Annotated in this window: 14 protein-coding genes; 7 read left to right on the forward strand and 7 right to left on the reverse strand. The window is 73.6% G+C overall.

The features are described from left to right. Positions 1-42: 42 nt before the first annotated feature. A complete protein-coding gene (absR1, locus tag ACFPZJ_RS35075; protein WP_381030324.1) occupies positions 43-1,128 on the reverse strand; it encodes a beta-glucuronidase AbsR1 in 1,086 nt (361 codons plus the stop codon). Positions 1,129-1,224: 96 nt separating this feature from the next. Here absR1 and ACFPZJ_RS35080 point away from each other — a divergent pair, with 96 nt between their 5' ends. Continuing rightward, complete coding sequence (locus ACFPZJ_RS35080) at positions 1,225-3,042, forward strand: LuxR family transcriptional regulator AbsR2 (RefSeq protein WP_381030327.1); 1,818 nt, start codon at positions 1,225-1,227, stop codon at positions 3,040-3,042. Positions 3,043-3,077: 35 nt separating this feature from the next. Here the strand turns inward: ACFPZJ_RS35080 and ACFPZJ_RS35085 are convergent, their stop codons facing one another. Continuing rightward, the gene (locus ACFPZJ_RS35085; protein WP_381030642.1) at positions 3,078-5,645 is read right to left on the reverse strand and encodes a CHAT domain-containing protein; all 2,568 of its coding nucleotides are present in this window, start codon (positions 5,643-5,645) and stop codon (positions 3,078-3,080) included. Positions 5,646-5,816: 171 nt separating this feature from the next. Here ACFPZJ_RS35085 and ACFPZJ_RS35090 point away from each other — a divergent pair, with 171 nt between their 5' ends. The 3 genes from ACFPZJ_RS35090 to ACFPZJ_RS35100 are packed head-to-tail and all read left to right on the forward strand — an operon-like array spanning position 5,817 to position 8,448. After that, entirely contained in the window at positions 5,817-7,250 is a 1,434-nt protein-coding gene (locus tag ACFPZJ_RS35090; RefSeq protein ID WP_381030329.1) for a S8/S53 family peptidase, read from the forward strand. Positions 7,251-7,309: 59 nt separating this feature from the next. Further along, positions 7,310-7,885 carry an RNA polymerase sigma factor gene (locus ACFPZJ_RS35095; protein WP_381030332.1) on the forward strand — a complete coding sequence of 192 codons (576 nt, stop codon included), beginning with the start codon at positions 7,310-7,312 and terminating at the stop codon, positions 7,883-7,885. After that, entirely contained in the window at positions 7,882-8,448 is a 567-nt protein-coding gene (locus ACFPZJ_RS35100; RefSeq protein ID WP_381030335.1) for a hypothetical protein, read from the forward strand. Before ACFPZJ_RS35095 ends, ACFPZJ_RS35100 begins: the two co-directional genes overlap by 4 nt. A gap of 6 nt (positions 8,449-8,454) precedes the next feature. Here the strand turns inward: ACFPZJ_RS35100 and ACFPZJ_RS35105 are convergent, their stop codons facing one another. Next, positions 8,455-9,252, reverse strand: a complete 798-nt coding sequence (locus tag ACFPZJ_RS35105; protein WP_381030337.1) for an N-formylglutamate amidohydrolase — start codon at positions 9,250-9,252, stop codon at positions 8,455-8,457. A 123-nt stretch (positions 9,253-9,375) separates the two neighbouring features. Further along, positions 9,376-11,595 (reverse strand): NADP-dependent isocitrate dehydrogenase, encoded by a 2,220-nt coding sequence (locus ACFPZJ_RS35110; RefSeq protein ID WP_381030340.1) that lies wholly within the window; start codon positions 11,593-11,595, stop codon positions 9,376-9,378. Between the two features lie 211 nt (positions 11,596-11,806). On the opposite strand from ACFPZJ_RS35110, the gene ACFPZJ_RS35115 reads away from it, so the two are divergent. Then, on the forward strand, positions 11,807-13,357 hold the full coding sequence (locus ACFPZJ_RS35115; RefSeq protein WP_381030342.1) for a M1 family metallopeptidase: 1,551 nt from the start codon (positions 11,807-11,809) through the stop codon (positions 13,355-13,357). A gap of 19 nt (positions 13,358-13,376) precedes the next feature. Here ACFPZJ_RS35115 and ACFPZJ_RS35120 read toward each other — a convergent pair whose 3' ends face one another. After that, entirely contained in the window at positions 13,377-14,474 is a 1,098-nt protein-coding gene (locus tag ACFPZJ_RS35120; protein ID WP_381030345.1) for a mechanosensitive ion channel family protein, read from the reverse strand. A gap of 985 nt (positions 14,475-15,459) precedes the next feature. Here ACFPZJ_RS35120 and ACFPZJ_RS35125 point away from each other — a divergent pair. After that, positions 15,460-16,182 carry an SDR family oxidoreductase gene (locus ACFPZJ_RS35125; RefSeq protein WP_381030347.1) on the forward strand — a complete coding sequence of 241 codons (723 nt, stop codon included), beginning with the start codon at positions 15,460-15,462 and terminating at the stop codon, positions 16,180-16,182. Positions 16,183-16,216: 34 nt separating this feature from the next. On the opposite strand, the gene ACFPZJ_RS35130 is transcribed toward ACFPZJ_RS35125, so the two are convergent. Next, complete coding sequence (locus ACFPZJ_RS35130; RefSeq protein WP_381030645.1) at positions 16,217-17,116, reverse strand: lysylphosphatidylglycerol synthase transmembrane domain-containing protein; 900 nt, start codon at positions 17,114-17,116, stop codon at positions 16,217-16,219. 307 nt (positions 17,117-17,423) lie between these two features. Between ACFPZJ_RS35130 and ACFPZJ_RS35135 the strand changes: the two genes are divergently transcribed. After that, positions 17,424-19,328: an ABC transporter ATP-binding protein gene (locus tag ACFPZJ_RS35135; protein WP_381030648.1), complete on the forward strand. Its 1,905-nt coding sequence runs from the start codon at positions 17,424-17,426 to the stop codon at positions 19,326-19,328. A gap of 78 nt (positions 19,329-19,406) precedes the next feature. Here the strand turns inward: ACFPZJ_RS35135 and ACFPZJ_RS35140 are convergent, their stop codons facing one another. After that, positions 19,407-20,006: a YdeI/OmpD-associated family protein gene (locus tag ACFPZJ_RS35140; RefSeq protein ID WP_381030350.1), complete on the reverse strand. Its 600-nt coding sequence runs from the start codon at positions 20,004-20,006 to the stop codon at positions 19,407-19,409. Positions 20,007-20,239 lie beyond the last annotated feature (233 nt).

The raw sequence follows: 20,239 nt of genomic DNA on the forward strand, positions 1-20,239 counted from the left end.
GCCGGACTGTGGCTCGTGCGTCCGTGGCGCGGGTCCGTGCTGTCACCAGCACATGACCGCCGTCTCGCCTGGACCCCAGGAGGAGTACAGGCGCACCCGGACGACATACCGGCGGCCCTTGACGAGTCGGGCCCTGATCGTGGTGTTGTGCGGGGTTCCCCCGTCGTCCTGCCCGGCGAGGTAGCGGGGCTCGCCGTCACGCTCCTGGAAGACCACGACGACGGCGTCGCCGTCGCCGAAGGTGCCCACCGTGTAGGGGCGGGTCTGCGACGGCTCCACGACGAAGTCCGCCTGCTCGCCCGGGCCGAGCCGCAGCGGCACCGAGCGGAACGGCACCAGCGCCGACGGCCCCGGCGCGCCGGTCGACGGGTACCAGCGCAGCGCGAACTCCTTGTCCAGGGCCGAGAGCGTGCCCGGCGGATGGACACCCGCCCGGAACTGCTCAGGCTCCAGGACCAGCCCCGACGCGAAGGGGAACTCCATGATCGACAGCGGGTCCCACAGCGACCCGTTGGCCTCACGCGGGTCCAGCTTGCGCAGGATGTTGCCGTACGTCGTGTCGCGGTCCCAGAAGTTGGGCGGGCCCGCCAGCTCGGCGTACACGGCCTCGTCGTCCCAGTGCAGGCCGGCGAACGGGCTCTGGTGCTCGTGCAGCATGCCGAGCGCGTGCCCGATCTGGTGCAGGACCGTCCCGCGCTCCCCGGGCGCGGTCAGGTCCCAGCCGAAGTTCATGGTGCGGTCGTGCTGGCCGGCCCGCAGCGCGTCCCGCCCGACGGCCGACCAGGAGCCGTCGCCCAGCTGGAACCCGATGCGCAGTTCCGCCTCCGAGCGGTCGTCGACCTCGGCGAACCTCACTCCGATCCCGAGGTGCTGCCACTCCGCGAAGCAAGAGCGCACCACGTCCCGCTGCTCCTCGGCGCCGACCCACGACACCCGGCGCACCTGGGCCGTCCCCGGCACGGGGATGACGGACGCGTCGGTGTCGCCGTCGAAGAAGCAGTAGTGCAGAACCGTGCCGTTGACCCACATCCGCCGCCCGCCCATGAGCGCACCGAGCCGCTCGGCGGCCAGCCCCGGCGCGAAGACGGGCGCCGGCTGCCGCGCGAGGGAGCAGTACCGTGCGGTCATGGGTCCCAGGGTGCCCTCCGGACGCACACGGGCGCCTGAGTCGGGGTCTACTCAAGTCCCCCTGTATCAGGAGTGAGTATCCCGACTCCTGTTGTCGTGAGGACTGACGAACGGGACGCGACGCCGCCGCGGCCGCCCTGGCCGTTCACGGGGCGCGAGGACGAACGGGAACGGGTCCGCCGATCCCTGGCCGCCGCACGCCCCGGCACCGTGGTCACCGGCCCGGCCGGCTGCGGCAAGACCCGTCTGGTCACCGAGGCCGTCCGCGGCTCCGACCATGCCCGGGCGGCCGGGACCCCGCAGGCCCGGCACACGCCCTTCGCCGCGTTCGCCCACCTCCTGCCCGAGACGGTCACCCTGCACCGCGCGGTCCACCTGCTGTCCGGCGTACGGCTGCTGCTGGTCGACGACGCGCACCTGCTCGACGACGCCTCCGCCGCCCTCGTCCACCAACTCGCCGTGCACGGCCGCACCCGTCTGCTGGTCGTGGCCACGGACGGCGCCCCGGCGCCCGACGCGATCTCCCGGCTGTGGACCGGGGAGCTGCTGCCGCGCCTGGCGCTGGAGCCGCTGCCCCGGGAGGACGTCGCGCGGCTGCTCCCCGGTCTGGAACCGCTCACCGTCAACCGGCTGCACCGCCTGGCCCGGGGGGATCTGAGGCTGCTGCGCGACCTGGAGGCAGCGGTGCGCGAGCGCGGCCTGCTCACCCGGCTCGCGGACAGCGGCGCGTGGGCGTGGCGCGGGCCCGTGCCGCTGACCGAGACCGTCCGCGAACGGGGCGCAGCCGTCCTGGACCGCCCCTGCCGCGACGAGCGTGAGACGCTCGACCGCCTCGCCTTCGCCGAACCCCTGCCGCTGGACCCGGAGGACCTGAACCTCCCGGCCCTCGAACGGCTGGAGGCAGACGGCCTGGTCCATGTCGACGACCTGCCCGAAGAGCCCGGCTCCGCACGCCCCGGGGCCACCCGCACCACCGTCCGCCTCGCCCACCCCCTGCACGGGCCCGTCCTGCGGGCCGCGGCCGGCCGGCTGCGGGCCCGGCGACTGGCCCGCGCCCCGCACGAGTACGGCCCCGCCCTCGACGCCGAGTCGGCCGCGCTGACACGACGGCTCGACGAGGCCGACGTACGGGCGATGCCGACACCGGTGGGGGAGTGGCTGGTGGCGCGGGGCGCGCCGGTGCCACCCGGGTACGCCGCCCTGCGCGCCCGCTACGCGCGGCTGCGCGGCGAGCTGCGGGAGGCCGCCGCCTGGGCGCGGGAGGGACTGCGGGAGTCCGCCGCGGACCCCTCCTGCCGGGCCGAACTCGCCCTCGCGGCGGCCCAGTCGGGCGACCCGACGGCGCACGGCGACACCCCGGCGGCCGGATTCTGGTCGGCCGCCGCCCGCGGTGACGTCGACGGCGCCCTGGAGGCCATGACCGGCGACCCCTACGACGCCGTCCGCATCGGCGCCCCCGAGAAGGTCATCGACAGGCTCTCCGGGGTGTTCGCCGCGCACGCCGACGCGCTCGTCCGCGCCGACGCTCCCGGCCTGGTCCGGGCGGCCGAGGCGCTGGAGCGGCGCGGGTTCCTGCTGTTCGCCGCCGAGGCCCACGCCCAGGCCGCCCGCGCGCACCGCGACCCGCACGCCGCGCGCACCTCACGCACCCGGGCCGTCGCCCTGGCCCGGCGCTGCCAGGGCGCCCGCACCCCGGCGCTGTCCGGTCTGGTTTTCGGCGAACTCACCGCCCGCCAGCGGCAGATCGTCACCCTCGCGGCGGCGGGCCTGAGCAACCGGCAGATCGCCGACCGGCTCACGCTGTCCGTGCGCACCGTCGGCAACCACCTGTACAGCGCCTACGCCCGGCTCGGCGCGAGCGACCGCGGCGCCCTGCCGTGGCTGACCGAACTGCCGGACGCCCAGCCGGCCTGAGACTTCGGGGCGGCCCGACCCGCACAGGGGACGGGTCAGGCCGCCCCGAACGCCGAGAACGCCCACCCCGTGGCCTGGTGCAGCGCGTCACCCGGCAGGGCGGTCCGGGCGTCGCGCAGCGCCTCGGCCAGGGACAGGCCCGCACCGAGCCCCTTGTGCAGCGCCAGCATCAGCGGCACCACCGCCTCGTCGTTGACGGGCGCGCTGCACGCCACCACCCCCGCCGTGCCGAGCGGCAGCAACGCCGTGACCAGACCGAGCAGTTCGTCGGCGCCGACCGACGCGAAGCGGGCGGTGTCGCAGCAGGACAGGATGATCCGGTACGGGCTGCGGTCCAGACGCTCGAAGTCGTGCACGACGATCGGGCCGTCGGCCATCCGCAGCGACGAGAACAGCGGGCTGTCCGCCCGGAACGTGCCGTGCGCGGCGATGTGCGCCAGCGCGGCCCCGTCCAGTTCCTCCAAGACCCGCGGCACCCGCGCCTCGTCGTGCTCCAGGACGGTCGTGCAGCCGTACCGGTCGGCCAGCTCGGGCACCTCCGCGCCACCGGTGGCCAGGCCCGGCCCGCGCACCAGCACCTGACGGCCGTCCGGCGGCGGCGCTGTCTCCCGGGCGCGCAGCCAACTGCTCGCCGACGGCGACACGCTGAGCACCCGTTCCCGCAGCGACGGCAGCAGTGCCCACGGCACCCGGTGCAGCCGCCCGGGCGGGACGACCACCACCGGGCCGCCGCCCAAGTGCGCCGCCGCCGGGCCGAGCAGCAGCTCCTCCAGACGGCGACCGGCCGCCTCCACCACCGGAAGCCGGGCCTCCGCCCCGGGATGGGCCAGCCGCCGCAACCCGGCCTGCACGTGCTCCGCCTCCGTCTCCGCCTCGGCGAGCAGCCCCGCCTCGAACCGCCGTACCCGCCCCTGCCCGCACAGCAGCACCTGCACCCGCCCGTCGAGCACCGCGAGCTCCACCAGCCGTACGTCGTCGCCCAGCCGCTGAAGCAGTCTGCCGACGTCGAACCGGTCCCCGCCACCGGGCGCCTCCCCACGCATGTGCAGCGTGCGCGAGCGGATCTCCCGCTCCAGGCGCCGCTGTTCGCGCTCCAGGGCGGGCACCGGACGGCCCTCCATACGGGCCTCCTCCGCACGGGCTGCGATCTCCCGATAGGCCGTCATGCCGCTCAGCAGCGCCGGGTCGGCGGGCGGCCGGGTCGGAGGCGCGGACAGCACGGTGGCCCGCCAGCGCTCGCTCCACACCAGCAGCCGCCGCGGCCCGCCGGAGACCAGGCTCGCCCGCTGCGCCAGCGCGGCCAGTTCGGCGCCCTGCTCCGTGGCGCGGGCCCTGAGCTCGGACGCGCCGAGCGTCATCCGGTGGTCGTCGAGCACGTCCAGCCCACGACGGCACGCCTCCAGCACGCCCCGCGCGGAACCGGCGGCCCGCGCCCGCAGCGCCTGCGCGGCCCACCCCGTCATCCGCGCCAGCGGCGGCCCGCCGCGCCTGCTGCGGGCGGCGACGGCCAGATGCCGTTCGGCGTCCGCCGTCCAGCCCAGGCCCAGCGCGATCCGGCCTGCCAGCAGCGACGCCTCCGGCGCGGCGGGAGCGCCGAAGGAGGCCAGCTTCTGCGCCACCGCGGCGGCGTCCGCCACCAGCCGCCCCGAGCCGCGCCCGGCCGCGTGCCGCGCCTCGATCAGCACCAGCCGGGCATGGGTCTCCCACCAGGTCCGCCGCTGCCCCGCGAACAGCCGTACGGCGAGCGCCGCGCGGGCGATCGCGGTGTGCGGGTCGCCCGCCAGCCGGGCGGCCCGGGCGGCGGCCAGCAACAGTTCCGCCTTGCGCGTGGACTGCCCGCCGATCCCGTCCAGCTCCAGGATCGCCGCGTCGGCCTCGGCCAGCGCCTCGGGCGCCAGCCCGGCGGCCATCAGCACCTCGCAGCGCCGGATGCTGAGCATGAACGTCGGCGTGCCGAGCCGGGCGTAGCGCCGCTCGGCCTCGTCGAGCAGCCGCAGCGCCGCCGGCACGTCACCGGACCGGAAGGCCGCCAGCCCCCGGCTCTCCACCGCGTCGGCCTTGTCGTGCTCCTGGCCGGTGGTGCCCCACAGGGCCTCGGCCGCGGTGAAGTCGGCCTCCGCCCGGTCCACCGCGCCCTGTGCCAGGTGCACGGTGGCGCGCAGGGTCAGCGCCCGCGCCGTCCAGATCACGTCGTCCGCCTGCCGCAGCACGGGTATCGCCCGGCGCACGTCCTCCAGCGCCTCACGGTGGTGCCCGAGCACCCACCACACGTACGCCCGCCGGTACAGCACCCGCGCCCGGGTGTGCCCGGTGCCGCGCGCCACCCCCCGCTCGAAGGCGGCCAGTCCCTGCCGGGTGCGGCCCGCGTGCACCAGCGCCACGCCGAGCGTGGCCAGGACGTCCGCCTCCCGGTCGGCCGACTCCGCGCGCGCCGCGAGGTCCCGGGCCCGCCGCAGATGCGTCAGGGCGAGCCGCAGGTCGCCGAAGTCCCGCTGCCAGATGCCGATCACCTGGTGCGCGACACAGGCGTGCAGCGGTGCGGGATCGGCGGCGAGCACCTGCTCCGCCCTCGCCAGGGCCTCGCCCGGCGTGGCGAACACCATCGGCAGCAGTTCGAGAACCGTGTCGCTTCCCGCTGTCACCCGTCGGATGGTAGTCGCCACGGAACCGGCCCCACAGGTGTCGCGCTGTATCAAACGACAGCCCCGCGGCTCTGATAAGGGACCGCCCCGCGGCTCCGCTCGACGACCGTCGTCTCAACGGGAGGACACGCCATGGCACCTCAGCGATTCCGGGAGCAGTTCGACCACATCCAGCGCTCGATGCCGGACGTCGCCCTGGCCATGGGTCCCGACGACTCCGCCGAGTTCCTCTACGAGAAGGGCGTCGTCCTGGTCCGCGACGGCGAGGACGCCCGGATGGTGGAGGACACCGTACGGGCCTACTTCACGGCGGCCCCCGACCTGGACCAGGACCGGGTGCGCCGGGCGAGTCCCGAGAGCAACCGCACGGGCATCACCCGCATCCGCGTCGGCGAGCCGGGCGAGGGCGGTCCGCGGGGCGACCGGACGGTGGCGCACGCGCTGCGGGCCGTGCGGGAGCGGGAGGACCGGGCGGGCCGCCGCCTGGTCAGCCGCAACCACGTCGTGCACATCGCCCCGGTCAACGCCTGCCCCGGCGACGAACCCGTGCCCGCCCCGCGCGCCGAGGGCACCAACCCGTCACCGGACGGAGCCGTCCACGACCCCGAGACCGCGGTCGGTGTCCTGGTCATCGACACCGGCCTCCTGCACGACTGCCACTCCTGCTCCCAACTGGACCACGTCGACGGTGACTTCGCGGTCGAGGAGACCGACGAGAACGGCATGCTCAAGCAGTACGTCGGTCACGGCACCTTCATCGCCGGGCTCGTCACCTCCGTCGCCCCCAACACGAACGTCACCGTACTGGGCACCCTCGACGACGTGGGCGCCATCCTGGAGTCCGAGTTCGGCGCGAGACTCTTCGAGGCCGTCGACCGGCACGGCTGGCCCGACCTCATCAGCCTCTCCGCCGGCACCAGCAACGGCCGCACCGACGGACTGCTCGGCATGGACGCCTTCATGGAGGAACTGCGCGAGCAGCGCACCCTGCTGGTCGCCGCGGCCGGCAACAACGGCAGCGCCACTCCGTTCTGGCCCGCCGCCTACGCCGACCTGCCCGCCTACCGGAACAGCGTGCTCTCGGTGGGCGCGCTGCGCAGCGACGGCGCGTTCGGCGCCTGCTTCAGCAACCACGGCCCGTGGGTCAAGGTCTACGCCCCCGGCGAGCGCCTCACCAGCGCTCTCACCGGTTTCGACACGCCCGTCCCGTACGTGTACCAGCACTCCACCTACGACGACTGCCGGTTCGACTTCAGCTACGCCTGCACCTGCCGGCACCCCCGGCACACCGGCGTGCTGAGCGACTCGGGCGCCGCCGCCAAGCCCGACCAGGTGATGTTCGAGGGGTACGCGCAGTGGAGCGGCACCTCCTTCGCCACCCCGGTGGTCGCCGCCATGGTCGCCGCCCACATGACCGCTCACAAGGAGACCGACCCCCGCGCGGCGAGCGAGCAACTGCTCGCGGGGAGCGCGGAGTTCGCGGAGGTGCGCGGGGCGCACGTACCGGCGCTGCGTCCACCCACCTGGCGCCCGGTGCCCATCGCGCTCCCCTCGGCACAGGCGTGAGGGCCGGGGCCGTCCCCTCCACGGCGTACGATGACGTGCCGTACACGAGGGGTGGGGACGTGGACCGTACTGAGGTCGGCGCGCTCGTCCAGTCCGCCGCCGACGGAGACGCGGCGGCCTGGAAAGCGCTGGTGGAAGGGCTTAGCCCGCTGGTGTGGTCGGTCGTGCGATCCCACCGGCTCTCGGAGGCGGACGCGCACGAGGTGTACCAGACCGTGTGGTTCCGTTTCGCCCAGCACCTCGGGCGGATCCGCGAGCCGGACAAGACGGCGTCGTGGTTGGCGAGCACCGCCCGCAACGAGTGCCTGAAGGTGCTCAAGAGCCTGAGACGGCTGACGCTCACGGACGATCCGCAGCTGCTGGACCGGGTCAGCGAGGACCGTACGCCGGAGCAGTCGCTGCTCGACTCGGAGGAGGCCGCCGCCCAGAGCGAACGCGTCCGGCGGCTGTGGCAGGAGTTCGAGGAACTGGGCGACAGGTGCAGGCAGTTGCTGCGTGTCCTGATGGCGTCACCGCCGCCCAGCTACCAGGAGGTGTCCGCCGCGGTCGGGATCGCGGTGGGCAGCATCGGGCCACTGCGCCAGCGCTGTCTGCGCCGGCTGCGGGCCCGGCTCGAGGCACGGGGGGCGATATGAACGGCACGAACGGCGTGAACGGCACCAACGGCAGGGACGACTTCGGCGGCGACGCCTTCCGTGACAACGTCTTCGACGAGGACGCCCACGACGAGGACATCTTCGACGAAGCGCCGTACGACGCTGGCGAGTTCGGCGCCGACCGGCTGGAGGAGGAGCTGCGGCAGGCCGCCGCCGTGCTGGACCCGCCGCCCGCTCAGCTGGAGCAGATCGCCGTCGAGGCGTACGCGCTGCACGACCTCGACGCGCGGGTGGCCGAGCTGACCTTCGACTCGCTGGTCGACGCGATCCCCGTCCGCGGGGCGACGGAGCCGCCGCGCATGCTGACCTTCCGCGCGGGGGAGACGACGGTCGACGTCGAGGTGACCTCACAGGGCCTGATGGGGCAGCTGCTGCCGCCGCGCCCGGCCCGCATCGAGGTGCTCGCGGGCCCGCACGCGGGCGCCGAGCTCGCCACCGACGACCTGGGCCGTTTCACCGGCGAGGCACCGCCTCCCGGACCGTTCGCCCTGCGTCTGCGGACCGGCGGCGAGGTCGTCGTGACGGAGTGGCTGCGGGCCTGACCGGGATCAGCCGGAGACGGCGTCGACGAGGGACGCCAGCGCCGACGCCACCCGGGTGAGGCCCGGCCCGGCGGGCCCGCCCGGCTCGGTCATGTACGTGTCCCGTCGGATCTCCACCATCAGCGCGCCGACCCGCGGCTCCCTCCCGTAGAACTCCAGCGGCACGTACGCCCCGCTGAACGGACTGTCCAGCCCCGTCTCCCCGCACTCGGCGAAGGCGTTTTGGGCCGCGGCGAGCAGCTCGGGCGGGGTGTGGAAGGAGTCGGTGCCCAGACAGACCGGCGGCCGCGGCCCCTGGCCGTGCAGCTCGTAGGGCAGCCGGGCGCTGGGGTAGGAGTGCACGTCGATGACGACGGCCCGCCCCGTGGCCGCCAGCCGGTCCGCCACGGCCTGCGTCATCGCCCGCGCGTACGGCCGGAAGTACCGCTCGATCAACGGCCCGGGGTCGGCGTCCTCCGGCCGCAGCGGCTCCCGGTGCGTGGTGCGCGTGTACACCGCGCCCATCCCGACGGCCAGCATCTCCTCCCGCTCGTCCGGAAACCGCTCCGGGTCCACGACCAGCCGCGACAGCCGGTTGACGAACCGCCAGGGCGTGACACCGGCGGCTCGGGCCGCCGCCTCGGCGATCCGGGCGGTGTGCGCGTCGGTGATGTGGTCCAGCTCCCGCTCCAGTTCCTCGTCGCCCAGCACGATGCCCGCACGCACAGGGGGCGGTATCTCCCGCGCCGAGTGCGGCACATGGAGGATCACCGGCGAGTTCCCGGCTCCGGGCAGGAGGGCGAAGGAGGCTGCGGCAGCGGTCATGGGGCGGCTCCCGGGCGTGGTCGGTGGCACGGTGCGTGATCAAGGCGGGGCCCGGGGCCGTACGCGGCTCCGCCCCGGCCGGGCGCGCGCCGGCCGGGGCGGAGGGGGCAAGGCTCCCGAGGGTCAGCTCAGGGACGCCAGCGCCTCGTTCCACGTGGTGGACGGGCGCATGACCGCGGCGGCCTTGGCCGGGTCAGGCTGGTAGTAGCCGCCGATGTCGGCCGGCTTGCCCTGGACGGCGATCAGCTCCTCGACGATCTTCTGCTCGTTGGCGGCGAGCGTCTCGGCGAGCGGCTGGAAGGCCTTGGCCAGGTCTGCGTCGTCGGTCTGCCGGGCCAGCTCCTGCGCCCAGTACAGGGACAGGTAGAAGTGGCTGCCGCGGTTGTCGATGCCGCCGACGCGACGGGTCGGGGACTTGTCCTCGTTGAGGAAGGTAGCCGTGGCCCGGTCGAGCGTGTCGGCCAGCACCTGGGCGCGGGCGTTGCCCGTGACCTTCGCGTACTGCTCGAAGGACGGCACCAGGGCGAAGAACTCACCCAGGGAGTCCCAGCGCAGGTAGTTCTCCTTGACCAGCTGCTGGACGTGCTTCGGCGCGCTGCCGCCGGCGCCCGTCTCGAACAGGCCGCCGCCCGCCATCAGCGGGACCACCGACAGCATCTTGGCGCTGGTGCCCAGCTCCAGGATCGGGAACAGGTCGGTCAGGTAGTCACGCAGCACGTTGCCGGTGACGGAGATGGTGTTCTCGCCGCGGCGGATGCGCTCCACCGACAGCTTGGCTGCCTCGACGGGGGCCAGGATGCGGATGTCCAGACTTTCGGTGTCGTGCTCCGGCAGGTACTGCTTGACCTTGGCGATCAGGTTGGCGTCGTGGGCGCGGTTCTCGTCCAGCCAGAACACCGCCGGGTCGCCGGTGGCGCGGGCCCGGGTGACGGCCAGCTTCACCCAGTCCTTGATCGGGGCGTCCTTGGTCTGGCAGGCGCGGAAGATGTCGCCGGCCGAGACGGGCTGCTCGATCAGGACGGTGCCGTCGGCGCCGACCAGGCGGACGGTGCCCGGGGTGGGGATCTCGAAGGTCTTGTCGTGGCTGCCGTACTCCTCGGCCTTCTGCGCCATGAGACCGACGTTCGGCACGGAGCCCATGGTGGCCGGGTCGTAGGCGCCGTTGGCGCGGCAGTCGTCGATCACGGCCTGGTAGACGCCCGCGTAGGAGGAGTCCGGGATGACCGCGATGGTGTCGTGCTCCTGGCCGTCCGGGCCCCACATGTGGCCGGAGGTGCGGATCATGGCCGGCATGGAGGCGTCGACGATGACGTCCGACGGCACGTGCAGGTTGGTGATGCCCTTGTCGGAGTCGACCATGGCCAGGTCCGGGCCCTCGGCGAGCTCGGCGTCGAAGGAGGCCTTGATCTCGGCGCCCTCCGGGAGGTTCTCCAGGCCCTTGTAGATGCCGCCCAGGCCGTCGTTCGGGGTGAGGCCGGCCGCGGCGAGCTTGTCGCCGTACTTCGCGAACGTCTTCGGGAAGAAGGCGCGCACCACGTGGCCGAAGATGATCGGGTCGGAGACCTTCATCATCGTCGCCTTCAGGTGCACGGAGAACAGCACGCCCTCCTGCTTGGCGCGCTCGACCTGCGCGGTCAGGAACTCGCGCAGTGCGGCGACCCGCATCACGGAGGCGTCGACGACCTCGCCCGCGAGGACGGGTACGGACTCGCGCAGCACGGTGGTGGCGCCGTCGTCGCCGACGAGCTCGATCCGGAACGCGCCGTCCTCGGCGATGACCACGGACTTCTCGGTGGAGCGGAAGTCGTTCTCGCCCATGGTCGCCACGTTCGTCCTGGATTCGGAGGTCCAGGCGCCCATGCGGTGCGGGTGGCTCTTGGCGTAGTTCTTGACGGAGGCCGGGGCGCGGCGGTCGGAGTTGCCCTCACGCAGCACCGGGTTGACCGCGGAGCCCTTGATCTTGTCGTAGCGGGCCTGGATCTCCCGCTCCTCGTCGGTCTTGGGGTCGTCCGGGTAGTTCGGCAGCGCGTACCCCTGGGCCTGCAGCTCGGCGATCGCGGCCTTCAGCTGGGGGATCGACGCCGAGATGTTCGGCAGCTTGATGATGTTGGCGGCGGGCGTCTTGGCCAGCTCGCCCAGCTCGGCCAGCGCGTCCGGGATGCGCTGCTCCTCGGTCAGGTACTCCGGGAAGACGGCGATGATGCGCCCGGCCAGCGAGATGTCCCGCGTCTCCACGGCGACACCCGCCTGCGAGGCGTACGCCTGGACCACCGGCAGGAAGGAATACGTCGCCAGGGCCGGGGCCTCGTCAGTGTGCGTATAGATGATGGTCGAGTCAGTCACCGGGTGCTCCGCTCCACGTCTGCAACATTGCTCGACATCAAGATATCTCGTGATCGACCTCGTCTCGACAGGGGTCCGCACCGACTTTCGCCACGGTCCGCGGGGACCGCCGGGCAACCGATCGGCCCGATCTTGCCGTCAAGCAGGTGAGATCACTCACTTCACGCGACGGCCGGACCTGACCACCCGGCCGCCCGAGCGAAAGCGGACCATGAGATATCGCACCAGAGTGACGGCCCCGGCGGTCGCCCTGATCGGCACGGCAGCGGCCCTGACCACGACAGTTCCGGCCCAGGCGGCCACGGGGCAGCGGAGCGCGACCGGCTCCCCGGGCCCCGAGACCCTCGGCGACCCCGTCTACCCCGGCCTCGGCAATGACGGTTACCGGGTCTCCGCCTACCACCTCGACTTCGCCTACGACGCCATGACCCGGCTCGTCGACGCGCGGGCGACCCTGACGATCCGCACCACGCAGGAGCTGACCCGGCTTTCGCTCGACGCCCTCGGCCTGGACATACGGTCCGTGCGCGTCGGCGGCCGCCCGGCGACCTTCGAGCAGGCCGGTGAGAAGCTGCGCATCACGCCCGCCCTGCCGCTGCCCGCCGACACCGGCGTCAGCGTCTGCGTGACGTACTCCGCCGACCCACGCCGCGCCCTGCCGCACACCGGCTGGGTCGCCACCCCGGACGGCTTCGCGGTGTGCTGCCAGCCCGACTCGGCGCACACCGTCTTCCCGTGCAACGACCACCCGTCCGACAAGGCCGACTTCACCTTCCGCCTCACCGTGCCCGGCGGGCTGCGCGGCGTCGCCAGTGGCCACCTCGTCCGCACCGAGCAGCTGGACGGCGAGCGCACCGCGTACACGTACCGCTCGCGCTCGCCGATCGCCACCGAGGTCGTGCAGATCACGGTCGGCGACTACGTCGTCAAGGAGCGGCAGGGCCCGCACGGGCTGCCGCTGCGGGACGTCGTCCCCACCGCCCGGGCCGCCGCCCTGGAGCCCGCGCTGGCGCTCACGCCGGGGCTGGTGGAGTGGATCGAGCAGCGGCTCGGCGCCTACCCCTTCGAGACGTACGGCCTGCTGCCCTGCAACAACGACGCCTCCGACGCGTTCGGCTTCACGGGCCTGGAGACGCAGACCCTGACGATCTACAAGCCGAACTACCTCCTCCAGGAGGAGAAGAAGATCGGCTCGCACATGATGCACGAGCTGGTCCACTCCTACTTCGGCAACAGCGTCAGCCCCGCCACCTGGGCCGACCTGTGGCTCAACGAGGGCCACGCCGACTACTACGGGCTGCTGTACCGCTATGAGCGCGGCTGGCCGGACTCCCTGGGCATGACCACCCTGGAGGCCCGGATGAGGGACACCTACGCGCGCGGCGACCAGTGGCGCCAGACCTCCGGCCCGGTCGCCGCGCCCAACGCGGCCAACCTGTTCGACAGCCAGCGCTACCTCGGTGGCGTGCTGGTCCTGTACGCGCTGCGGCAGCAGATCGGCGAGGACGCCTTCACCGCGGTCGAGCGCGCCTTCCTGGAGCGCCACCGCGACTCCACGGCCTCGACGCAGGACTACATCACCGTCGCCTCAGAGGTCTCCGGCCAGGACCTGACCGGCTTCCTGCGGGAGTGGCTGTACGGCACGAAGACTCCGCGGATGCCGGGCCACCCGGACTGGACGGTGACGCCGGTGAAGCCGTCCCTGGCGGCACCGCACAGCCGCCGGGACAGCCGCTCCCACGACAACTCGGCCACGCTGTAGGGCCGTCGGCCGGGAGGCCTCAGTCGAGCCGGGCGGAACTCACGTCGCCCGGCTCGCTCTCCGGGCCGCGCTGCTGCGGGATCACCACCGCGCCCTGCTGCACCGCCACCGTCCGGGTCGGGGCGGGGATGCGGATGCCCTCCGCGCGGTAGCGCCGGTGCAGCCGCTTGATGAATTCGTGCTTGATCCGGTACTGGTCGCTGAACTCGCCCACCCCGAGGATCACCGTGAAGCCGATGCGGGAGTCGCCGAAGGTGTGGAACCGGATGATCGGCTCGTGGTCCGCGACGGCGCCCTCGACCTCGGTCATCGTCTCGGCGATGACCTCGTTGGTCACGCGCTCCACGTGCTCCAGGTCGCTGTCGTAGGCCACGCCCACCTGGACCAGGATGGTCAACTGCTCCTCGGGACGCATGAAGTTGGTCATGTTCGACTTGGCGAGCTGACCGTTGGGGATCACGACGAGGTTGTTGGACAGGTTGCGGATCGTCGTCTGCCGCCAGTTGATGTCCTCGACGTAGCCCTCCTCGCCGCTGCTCAGCCGGATGTAGTCACCGGGCTGCACGGTCTTGGAGGCGAGGATGTGGATGCCCGCGAAGAGGTTGGCGAGCGTGTCCTGCAGGGCCAGCGCGACGGCCAGACCGCCGACGCCCAGAGCGGTGAGCATCGGCGCTATGGAGATACCCAGCGTCTGCAGCACCACCAGGAAGCCGATGGCCATGACCAGGACCCGGGTGATGTTGACGAAGATCGTGGCCGATCCGGCGACTCCGGACCGGGACTGGGTCACCGTCCGCACCAGGCCCGCCACGACCCGGGCCGCCGACACCGTCACCACGAAGATGAGCAGCACGGTCAGCACCTGGTTGGTGTGCCGCTGCACGGTACTCGTCAGCGGCAGCGCCGCCGCCGCGCTCGCCGCGCCGCCGGTGACCGCGGCCCACGGCACCACGGTCCGCAGCGCGTCCACGATCACGTCGTCCCCGCTCCAGCGGGTGCGGTCGGCGTGCTTGCCCAGCCAGCGCAGCAGCATGCGCAGCAGGAACGCCGCCAGCAGGCCCGCGGCCAGGGCGATGCCGGCGAGGACCAGGTCGTCCACGGTGAGCGCTCGATTCACCGCTCACCTCCGGGGAAACGCGGTGCGGCGAATGCCCTCGCCGACGACCGGATGTGAAGTTGCGTCACGTCGTCACCTGCTCGATTTCCGGGATGTTCCGTCGCGCCGGCCACCTGATCCGCGGTCGGCACGGTCGTTCATCCTGCCGTATCCGGCACGGGTGTTCGTCACGTCCCGGTCAGGCGGCGGGGGCGCGCGTGGGTGGTGTGGGCGCACGCCGACGGTGCGGGGGTGCGCGGATGCGGTTGCGGGGCCGTGGTCCGCCGCGGCGCGGGCGACCGCACGCGGGCGGCGCGCCGCAGCGGGGCCGGGCTGTAGAGGGCATGGGCCCGGTGGTGGCCGGCTCTGGAGGTGTCGTTGTGAGGCGCGGGTGGGAGGGTGGCGCCCGTCGCGCCCGGGTACGTGTCGGGATGGCCTGCGGTCGGCCGCATGCGCGGGGTGCCACGCGGGGTCGCCACCCCGGGCTGCGGCGGCGGCCATCGCCCCTCGAGAACTGGGCGTGGCCCGGTACGGCGCGCGGACTCCGGCGTGGCCCGGTACGTTGCGAGGACGGGGCGTGGCCAGGCGCCTGGCGAGCACGGGGTGCACCAGGCGCCCGGCGAGGACGGGGTGCAGCAGGCGCCCGGCGAGGACGGGGCGTGGCCAGGAGTCCGGTGATCGTCTTCCAGGCCGCCCCGCCTGACAGAGTGTGAGGCCGGGGAAGGCCCCACGCGCGGGGGCCACGATCCGCCCCCCCGCACGCCACTGCACACAAGATGGCCGGTTACGACTAATCCTCACCCGCCCGTGAACGACCCGTGCCGTCCCGCGCCGGAGGTGAAGCGGGCCGCGCCCCCCAGGCTCTCTGCCGGCACGCCCCCGCCGGGCCGCCGGGGTTCGCCGCACCGGGCGCCCATTGCTCGTCACCCGGAGCCGGGCGGGGAGCGGGGCGCGGCACCGTGTGCGAGGCTGATCCGGCACGCGGCCCCGTGAGCAGGAGCGTCCCATGTCCGTCGACCCCGCCGGCGATCCGCAGACGCAGCCCGTCGCCGTGGTGACGGGAGCCAACCGCGGCATCGGGTACGAGGTCGTCCGGCAGCTCGCCGGCCGGGGACACCGCGTGGTGCTCGGCTCCCGCGACCTCGCCAAGGGCCGCGCCGCCGCCGCGCACCTCGACCCGGGCGGCGCCCGCGTCACGGCCGTACGACTCGACGTCGCCGACGACGCGAGCGTCACCGCGATGGCGGAGTGGGTCACACTGCACCTGGGCCGCACCGACGTGCTCGTCAACAACGCCGCGATCCTGTACGACACCTGGGCCCGGGCCCGCTCGGCCGACCTGGACGAGGTGCGGCAGGCGATGGAGACGAACCTGTTCGGTGCCTGGAGAGTGACGCAGGCCCTGCTGCCGCTGCTGCGCCGCAGCCCGCACCCGCGGGTGGTCAACGTCAGCAGCGAGAGCGGCTCGCTGCGGGGCATGACCGGCGGCACCCCCGCCTACAGCGTCTCCAAGGCCGCGCTCAACGCCCTCACCCGGCTCCTCGCCGGCGAACTGCGCCGGGACCGCGTCCTCGTCAATGCCGTCTGCCCGGGGTGGACCGCCACCGACATGGGCGGCGGCGGGCAGCCCGTGGCCGAGGGCGCCGCCGGCGTCGTCTGGGCGGCCACCCTCCCCGACGACGGGCCGACCGGAGGCTTCTTCCGGGACGGGCGGCCCGTGCCCTGGTGATCCGAGGGCCTGTGCCGCGCCGGCCGCCGGCGGCTCAGATCACCTTGAGCCGCACCAGCGCGGCCAGCGTCAGCGCGCCCGGCAGCAGCGGCAGCCAGACCGTGATGACGCGGTACGCCAGCACCACCGCCGTGGCCACGGCGGCCGGACCGCCCACCGCCACCAGCGCCACGACCAGCGCCGCCTCCACCGAGCCGAGGCCGCCGGGCGTGGGCACCAGCGCGACGGCCACCGTCGCCGCGAGGTATGCCAGCGCGATGTGCGCGGGCGGCACCGACAGGCCCAGCGCCCGCCCCACCAGCACGAGCCCGGTGGCCTGCAGCGCCGGGAAGGCCAGGGAGCCACCCCACAGGGCCAGTGCCCGGGCCGGCCGCCCGTGCACCGACCGTGCCTCTCCGAGGGCTGTCCGCAGGAAGGAGACGGCGGCCGAGCGGAGCCGTCGTACGAGGAGCAGCCCGGCCGCCGCGCCGAGCAGCACCGCACCGACCACCGCCAGCAGCGGGCCGGACGCGCCCTCCGGCAGCAGGGGGCCGAGCCGCAACGCGTCCGGGAAGGCGAGGAGCAGCGCCCCCAGCAGGGCCAGCCGGCCGATGCTCTCCGCCAGCAGGTACAGCGCGAGGGCCGCGCAGGAGCGGGCCGCCGGCAGCCCGCACACCGTCATGAACCGCAGGTTGACCGCGCTCGCGCCCAGGCCCGTCGGCAGCAGGTGGTTGGCCGCGCCGGCCGCGAACTGCGTCGCCAGCAGACGCCCCTTGGGCAGCGGCTCGACCACCGCGCCCTGCCGGGTGCAGGCCGCCGCCACCCATGTCAGGCAGGTGGCGCCGACCGCGGCCAGCAGCCAGGGCCACTCGGCGGTGCCGAGGTGCGCGAAGCCCTCGGCGAGCACCGAGCGGTGCCGTACCGCCACCACGGTGACGAGCAGGAGCGGCAGCAGACACAGGATCTGGCGGATGCGGCGGCCCGGGACGCGCCGGGGGAGCCGCCCCGAGGAGACGTGCGCGAGATCGGGAAGATCGGGGAGTTGGACCGCTGTCACATCCGCAGAGGGTGTCGGCGTCGCGCCAACGGCGGGTTGCGCGGGCGGGGACGGCGGCTTACGTGCGGGGAGCGGCTGGGGAGGGAGCGTCATCGGGGCCTTTGCGCGGGGAGTCGTCGTGCGGGGGGCCGCAACCAGGGTGCGGGCACCGGGAGCGGACCTTGACCTCAACGATGCTTGAGGTTCTACGTTCACTGCCATGAGCATGGAGACCACAGCGTGGACACAGCTGCACAGTGTCATGACCGCCCAGCAGGAACGCCGCCCGTTCGCCCGCGCGACGCTGCGCCGCATCGGCGCCTTCGCCCGCCCGCACCGCCGCCGCATCGCCTGGTTCGTGCTGCTCGGGGTGGTGACCGCGCTGCTCGCCGTCGCGACGCCGGTCCTGGCCGGGCGCGTGGTCGACGCGATCGTGTCGAACGGCGACGAGGGCACGGTCGTACGGCTGGCCCTGCTGATCGCCCTCATCGCCGTCACCGAGGCGGTGCTGGGCGTCGTCGCGAGGAGGCTGTCGGCGACCCTGGGGGAAGGGCTGATCCTCGATCTGCGGACGGCCGTGTTCGACCATGTGCAGCGCATGCCGGTCGCGTTCTTCACGCGCACGCGTACGGGCGCGCTCGTCTCCCGGCTCAACAACGACGTCATCGGCGCGCAGCGCGCGTTCAGCAACACCCTGTCCGGAGTGGTCAGCAACGTGGTCACCCTGCTGCTCACCCTCGCTGTGATGCTCACCCTGTCCTGGCAGATCACCCTGCTCGCGCTGGCGCTGCTGCCCGTCTTCGTCGTGCCGGCCCGGCGCATGGGCAGCCGCATGGCCCGTATGCAGCGGGAGGCGGCCACGCTGAACGCGGCGATGGGCACGAGGATGACCGAGCGGTTCTCCGCGCCCGGCGCCACGCTGGTCAAACTCTTCGGCCGTCCGGAGGAGGAGTCGGCCCAGTTCGCGCTCCGCGCGCGCCGCGTCGCGGACATCGGGGTGCGCACGGCGACGGCCCAGGCGGCCTTCATCACCGCCCTGACCCTGGTGTCCGCCCTGGCCTTGGCCCTGGTCTACGGCCTCGGCGGCTGGTTCGCCCTGCGCGGCGCCCTGGAACCGGGCGCGGTCGTCTCCCTGGCCCTGCTCCTGACCCGCATGTACGCCCCGCTGACCGCGCTCGCCGGGGCGCGGGTGGAGGTGATGAGCGCACTGGTCAGCTTCGAGCGGGTCTTCGAGGTGCTGGACCTCAGGCCGCTCATCGAGGAGAAGCCGGACGCGCGCGAGGTCCCCGACGGCCCGGTCTCCGTCGAGTTCGACGACGTCCGTTTCGCCTACCCCTCCGCCGAAAAGGTCTCCCTGGCCTCCCTGGAGGAGGTCGCCTCCCTGGACACCCGGGGCGGCGCCGAAGTCCTGCACGGCATCTCCTTCCGCGCCGAACCCGGCCGGACCGTCGCCCTCGTCGGCTCCTCCGGCGCCGGCAAGTCGACCGTAGCGAACCTCCTGCCGCGCCTGTACGACGTCGACAAGGGCGCCGTACGCGTGGGCGGGGTGGACGTCCGCGACCTGACCACGGCCTCCCTGCGCGACACCGTCGGCATGGTCACCCAGGACGGCCACCTCTTCCACGACACGGTCCGCGCCAACCTGCTCCTGGCCCGCCCCGACGCGACCGAGGACGACCTCTGGGGCGCCCTGCGCCGCGCCCGCCTGGACGACCTCGTACGGTCCCTGCCCGACGGCCTCGACACGGTCGTCGGCGAACGCGGCTACCGCCTCTCCGGCGGCGAACGCCAGCGCATGACCATCGCCCGCCTGCTGCTGGCCCGCCAGCGGGTCGTCATCCTCGACGAGGCGACGGCCCACCTGGACAACACCTCGGAGGCGGCCGTCCAGGAGGCGCTCACGGAGGCCCTCGACGGCAGGACGGCGATCGTGATCGCCCACCGCCTGTCCACGGTCCGCGCGGCGGACCAGATCCTGGTGATCGAGGCCGGCCGGGTAGTGGAACGCGGCCGGCACGAGGAGTTGGTGGCGGGGGACGGGCGGTACGCGCAGCTGTACCGGACGCAGTTCGAGCGGCAGTCGGGTGGGGTGGCCACGGCGGTGGCGGGGGCCGAGGAGGCGGCGGCGTAGGCCCGCGCGGGCGGTCGGCAGCCCACCGTGGCCCGCCGGGCGCTCCCCTGCGCGCCCGGCCCGCGACGCGTCCCGTGGTCAGGGGTAGATCTTCTTCTTCTCGGCGAGCATGGCGACGTACTTCTCGATGCGGGCCGCTCGGGTCTGCGGCTTCTTGGCGTCCTGGATCCGGTAGAGGATCGCGTACCGGTTGCGGCTGTCGAGCGTGGTGAAGAAGTCACGCGCCTTCGGCGAGGCGTCCAGGGCTGCCTGGAGGTCGTCGGGGACCGTGGCCTTGCTCTGACTGGCGTACGCCGCCTCCCAGCGGCCGTCCGCCTTGGCCCGGTCCACCTCGCGCAGACCGGCCGGCCGCATCCGGCCTAGTTCGATGAGTTCGGTGGCCTTCTGCCGGTTCACCTTCGACCACTTGCTGCCCGGGCGCCGCGGCGTGAAGCGCTGCAGCCAGTGCCGCTCGTCCAGCTTCTTCTTCTGCCCGTCGATCCAGCCGTAGCAGAGGGCCGACTCCAGCGCTCCCGCGTAGTCGACGCCGTCCAGCCCGGAGTCCTTCTTCGGGATCTTCAGCCAGACTCCCGGGACGTCTGCGTGGTTCTCCTCCAGCCACTTCTCCCACGCCTCCTGCGTGGCGAAGGCGAGGACCGGGTCCGTCGCGTTCTGGGTTCCACCGGACATGGCCCTCATGAAAGCCCACCCATCTGGCACGGTCAACCGGAGCCCCGCGCGGCGGAGTCGTCCGGTGCGACTGCGCACTCTTGAGCAGAAGCCTCCGCCCGCGCCACCTAGCGTGAACACGTCCCGGAACACAGCGAGGAGGGCCGTTGTGGCGAGCATGTTCGAGCACGTCGGCGGGGAGGCCACGCTGCGCAGGATGGCCGAGCACTTCCATGCGGCCGTACTCGGTGACGAGTTGCTCG

This window comes from Streptomyces bullii, from assembly GCF_042657145.1.
GTDB classification, from domain to species: Bacteria; Actinomycetota; Actinomycetes; order Streptomycetales; family Streptomycetaceae; genus Streptomyces; species Streptomyces bullii.